This window comes from Mitsuaria sp. BK037 (assembly GCF_014193045.1).
Taxonomy (GTDB): Bacteria; Pseudomonadota; Gammaproteobacteria; order Burkholderiales; family Burkholderiaceae_C; genus Roseateles.
In genome coordinates this window covers 1-5,485 of record NZ_JACHYS010000007.1, presented here as the reverse complement: position 1 = coordinate 5,485, position 5,485 = coordinate 1, and the positions used below count along the sequence as shown (strand labels likewise).

The following is a 5,485-nucleotide window of genomic DNA, read 5'->3' as shown; positions in this document are numbered from 1 at the left end:
TGGCGAAAGCGGCTTCGATGTTCTTTAAGAATTTACAGCCGATAAGCGTGGGCGTCTGAACGAGCGACCTGAGAAGGTTAAATCTTTAGACGCTCACGGAAATGAATGAAGCTATGAAAGTAGTCTTTGTTCGATTCCGTTGAGTATTCAAGATCGAACTGTAGAGTTTGATCCTGGCTCAGATTGAACGCTGGCGGCATGCCTTACACATGCAAGTCGAACGGTAACGCGGGGCAACCTGGCGACGAGTGGCGAACGGGTGAGTAATGTATCGGAACGTGCCCAGTTGTGGGGGATAACTGCTCGAAAGAGCAGCTAATACCGCATACGACCTGAGGGTGAAAGCGGGGGATCGCAAGACCTCGCGCAGTTGGAGCGGCCGATATCAGATTAGGTAGTTGGTGGGGTAAAGGCTCACCAAGCCAACGATCTGTAGCTGGTCTGAGAGGACGACCAGCCACACTGGGACTGAGACACGGCCCAGACTCCTACGGGAGGCAGCAGTGGGGAATTTTGGACAATGGGGGCAACCCTGATCCAGCCATGCCGCGTGCGGGAAGAAGGCCTTCGGGTTGTAAACCGCTTTTGTCAGGGAAGAAAAGACTCCTGTTAATACCGGGGGTTCATGACGGTACCTGAAGAATAAGCACCGGCTAACTACGTGCCAGCAGCCGCGGTAATACGTAGGGTGCAAGCGTTAATCGGAATTACTGGGCGTAAAGCGTGCGCAGGCGGTTATGCAAGACAGATGTGAAATCCCCGGGCTCAACCTGGGAACTGCATTTGTGACTGCATGGCTAGAGTACGGCAGAGGGGGATGGAATTCCGCGTGTAGCAGTGAAATGCGTAGATATGCGGAGGAACACCGATGGCGAAGGCAATCCCCTGGGCCTGTACTGACGCTCATGCACGAAAGCGTGGGGAGCAAACAGGATTAGATACCCTGGTAGTCCACGCCCTAAACGATGTCAACTGGTTGTTGGGAGGGTTTCTTCTCAGTAACGTAGCTAACGCGTGAAGTTGACCGCCTGGGGAGTACGGCCGCAAGGTTGAAACTCAAAGGAATTGACGGGGACCCGCACAAGCGGTGGATGATGTGGTTTAATTCGATGCAACGCGAAAAACCTTACCTACCCTTGACATGCCAGGAATCTTGCAGAGATGTGAGAGTGCTCGAAAGAGAACCTGGACACAGGTGCTGCATGGCCGTCGTCAGCTCGTGTCGTGAGATGTTGGGTTAAGTCCCGCAACGAGCGCAACCCTTGTCATTAGTTGCTACGAAAGGGCACTCTAATGAGACTGCCGGTGACAAACCGGAGGAAGGTGGGGATGACGTCAGGTCATCATGGCCCTTATGGGTAGGGCTACACACGTCATACAATGGCCGGGACAGAGGGCTGCCAACCCGCGAGGGGGAGCTAATCCCAGAAACCCGGTCGTAGTCCGGATCGCAGTCTGCAACTCGACTGCGTGAAGTCGGAATCGCTAGTAATCGCGGATCAGCTTGCCGCGGTGAATACGTTCCCGGGTCTTGTACACACCGCCCGTCACACCATGGGAGCGGGTTCTGCCAGAAGTAGTTAGCCTAACCGCAAGGAGGGCGATTACCACGGCAGGGTTCGTGACTGGGGTGAAGTCGTAACAAGGTAGCCGTATCGGAAGGTGCGGCTGGATCACCTCCTTTCTAGAGAATGACGAGACCGCCAGGTGGCTTCGGTTGCTTGGGAGAGTCGAGTCCATAAATAGCGAGTTCAGCGCGCCCACACTTATCGGCTGTAGACACACAACAGTGAGTGAGAAAAACGCGTGAGCCTGGCGAGCTGGCCTTGCCGGTTGGCGCGATGCAGGGGCACGCAAGAGATGCGTGGGTCTGTAGCTCAGTCGGTTAGAGCACCGTCTTGATAAGGCGGGGGTCGCTGGTTCGAATCCAGCCAGACCCACCACGAGGATCGACAAGATCTTGGGGGATTAGCTCAGCTGGGAGAGCACCTGCTTTGCAAGCAGGGGGTCGTCGGTTCGATCCCGTCATCCTCCACCAATCACTTCACAGGGTGGCAAACCACAGCGTCAGGACTGGACGCTGTGGTTTGCCAGTCTCGACTTTGAAAGTCGGCTGTTGTTCTTTAACAATTCGTAGAGTCGAATCAGCGTTGCTGGCGGAAAGCTGGCGCTCGTAAAGGGGCGCTCGGCACCGTGCCGCCAGCGACATTTGATTGCGTCACCAGACTTCAACTCTGAAATTCAGAGAAGAAATTGAAGAACGGCGAAAACGCGTGATACTCAATGAATGCTCGAGTTGTCGAGCATCTGTCCTTGACGACATCTGCGGATGTCAAAGTTATAGGGTCAAGTGACTAAGTGCATGTGGTGGATGCCTTGGCGATTACAGGCGACGAAGGACGTGATAGCCTGCGATAAGCTTCGGGGAGCTGGCAAATAAGCTTTGATCCGGAGATTTCCGAATGGGGAAACCCACCTCGTTTAGAGGTATCGCACACTGAATACATAGGTGTGCGAGGCGAACCGGGCGAACTGAAACATCTCAGTAGCTCGAGGAAAAGACATCAACCGAGATTCCGAAAGTAGTGGCGAGCGAAATCGGAGTAGCCCTCGTGTTTTAGCAGTTGGCATATCAGAACGGAATGGAAAGTCCGGCCATAGCGGGTGATAGCCCCGTATGAGAAATGTCGATTGTGGAACTAGGCACGAATAGAGTAGGGCGGGACACGTGAAATCCTGTCTGAATATGGGGGGACCATCCTCCAAGGCTAAATACTCGTAATCGACCGATAGCGAACAAGTACCGTGAGGGAAAGGCGAAAAGAACCCCGGGAGGGGAGTGAAATAGATCCTGAAACCGCATGCATACAAAAAGTAGGAGCCCGCAAGGGTGACTGCGTACCTTTTGTATAATGGGTCAGCGACTTACATTCAGTGGCGAGGTTAACCGAATAGGGTAGCCGTAGAGAAATCGAGTCCGAATAGGGCGAATTAGTCGCTGGGTGTAGACCCGAAACCAGGTGATCTATCCATGGCCAGGATGAAGGTACCGTAACAGGTGCTGGAGGTCCGAACCGACTAGTGTTGCAAAACTAGCGGATGAGCTGTGGATAGGGGTGAAAGGCTAAACAAACCTGGAGATAGCTGGTTCTCTCCGAAAACTATTTAGGTAGTGCCTCAAGTATTACCTTCGGGGGTAGAGCACTGTTTAGGCTAGGGGGTCATGGCGACTTACCAAACCTATGCAAACTCCGAATACCGAAGAGTACAGCTTGGGAGACAGAGCACCGGGTGCTAACGTCCGGACTCAAGAGGGAAACAACCCAGACCGCCAGCTAAGGTCCCTAAAATTGGCTAAGTGGGAAACGAAGTGGGAAGGCTAAAACAGTCAGGATGTTGGCTTAGAAGCAGCCATCATTTAAAGAAAGCGTAATAGCTCACTGATCGAGTCGTCCTGCGCGGAAGATGTAACGGGGCTAAGCCAGTTACCGAAGCTGCGGATGCACAGTTTACTGTGCGTGGTAGGAGAGCGTTCTGTACGCCTGTGAAGGTGGGTCGTGAGGCCTGCTGGAGGTATCAGAAGTGCGAATGCTGACATGAGTAGCGTTAAAGGGGGTGAAAAGCCCCCTCGCCGTAAGCGCAAGGTTTCCTACGCAACGTTCATCGGCGTAGGGTGAGTCGGCCCCTAAGGCGAGGCAGAGATGCGTAGCTGATGGGAAACAGGTCAATATTCCTGTACCGATCAATAGTGCGATGTGGGGACGGAGAAGGTTAGCTCAGCCGGGTGTTGGATGTCCCGGTTCAAGCCTGTAGTCGTGCCTGGTAGGCAAATCCGCCGGGCTTAGATGAGGGGTGATAACGAGTCTGCTTGCAGACGAAGTGAGTGATACCCTGCTTCCAGGAAAAGCCACTAAGCTTCAGCTATTGACGACCGTACCGCAAACCGACACTGGTGCGCGTGATGAGTATTCTCAGGCGCTTGAGAGAACTCTGGAGAAGGAACTCGGCAAATTGACACCGTAACTTCGGAAGAAGGTGTGCCTTTAGTAGGTGAAGCCCCCGCGGGCCAAGCCCAATGAGGCCGCAGAGAATCGGTGGCTGCGACTGTTTATTAAAAACACAGCACTCTGCAAAGACGAAAGTCGACGTATAGGGTGTGACGCCTGCCCGGTGCTGGAAGATTAAATGATGGGGTGCAAGCTCTTGACTGAAGTCCCAGTAAACGGCGGCCGTAACTATAACGGTCCTAAGGTAGCGAAATTCCTTGTCGGGTAAGTTCCGACCTGCACGAATGGCGTAACGATGGCCACACTGTCTCCTCCAGAGACTCAGCGAAGTTGAAATGTTTGTGATGATGCAATCTCCCCGCGGAAAGACGGAAAGACCCCATGAACCTTTACTGTAGCTTTACATTGGACTTTGAACAGATCTGTGTAGGATAGGTGGGAGGCTTTGAAACCTGGTCGCTAGATCAGGTGGAGCCAACGTTGAAATACCACCCTGGTGTGTTTGAGGTTCTAACCTTGGCCCGTTATCCGGGTTGGGGACAGTGTATGGTGGGCAGTTTGACTGGGGCGGTCTCCTCCCAAAGTGTAACGGAGGAGTTCGAAGGTACGCTAAATACGGTCGGAAATCGTGTTGATAGTGCATTGGCATAAGCGTGCTTGACTGCGAGACTGACAAGTCGAGCAGGTACGAAAGTAGGACAAAGTGATCCGGTGGTTCTGTATGGAAGGGCCATCGCTCAACGGATAAAAGGTACTCTGGGGATAACAGGCTGATACCGCCCAAGAGTTCATATCGACGGCGGTGTTTGGCACCTCGATGTCGGCTCATCTCATCCTGGGGCTGTAGCCGGTCCCAAGGGTATGGCTGTTCGCCATTTAAAGAGGTACGTGAGCTGGGTTTAAAACGTCGTGAGACAGTTTGGTCCCTATCTTCCGTGGGCGCTGCAAGATTGAGAGAGCCTGCTCCTAGTACGAGAGGACCGGAGTGGACGCACCTCTGGTGTATCGGTTGTCACGCCAGTGGCATCGCCGAGTAGCTAAGTGCGGAAGAGATAACCGCTGAAAGCATCTAAGCGGGAAACTCGTCTCAAGATGAGTCTTGCCGGGGCCTAGAGCCCCCTGAAGGGTCGTTCAAGACCAGGACGTTGATAGGCTGGGTGTGGAAGCGCAGTAATGCGTTAAGCTAACCAGTACTAATTGCCCGTGCGGCTTGACCCTATAACTTTGACAGTCCCATCGACTTCAAAGACAGGTGTCATGCGAATAACCGTTCTTCAAGCCTGAAGACGCAATCAAATCAAAAGCTGATCTCGACTCTACCGAATTGGGCTTGTTGCCGCGTCTTCCCGACGAGCAGCAGCCAACCAGTCAAGCCTGATGACCATAGCGAGTCGGTCCCACCCCTTCCCATCCCGAACAGGACCGTGAAACGACTCAGCGCCGATGATAGTGCGGATTCCCGTGTGAAAGTAGGTCAT

General features: G+C 53.5%; 2 tRNA genes and 3 rRNA genes. All 5 read left to right on the top strand.

From position 1 onward, the window contains the following. Positions 1–155 precede the first annotated feature (155 nt). Positions 156–1,684 (top strand): 16S ribosomal RNA (locus FHT37_RS25075). 182 nt (positions 1,685–1,866) lie between these two features. After that, a tRNA-Ile gene (locus FHT37_RS25070) sits at positions 1,867–1,943 on the top strand. Between the two features lie 19 nt (positions 1,944–1,962). Beyond that, positions 1,963–2,038 (top strand) — tRNA-Ala (locus tag FHT37_RS25065). A gap of 306 nt (positions 2,039–2,344) precedes the next feature. After that, positions 2,345–5,225: ribosomal RNA gene (locus FHT37_RS25060) — 23S ribosomal RNA — on the top strand. Positions 5,226–5,380: 155 nt separating this feature from the next. Further along, positions 5,381–5,485 (top strand): 5S ribosomal RNA (gene rrf / locus FHT37_RS25055); the annotation flags it as partial.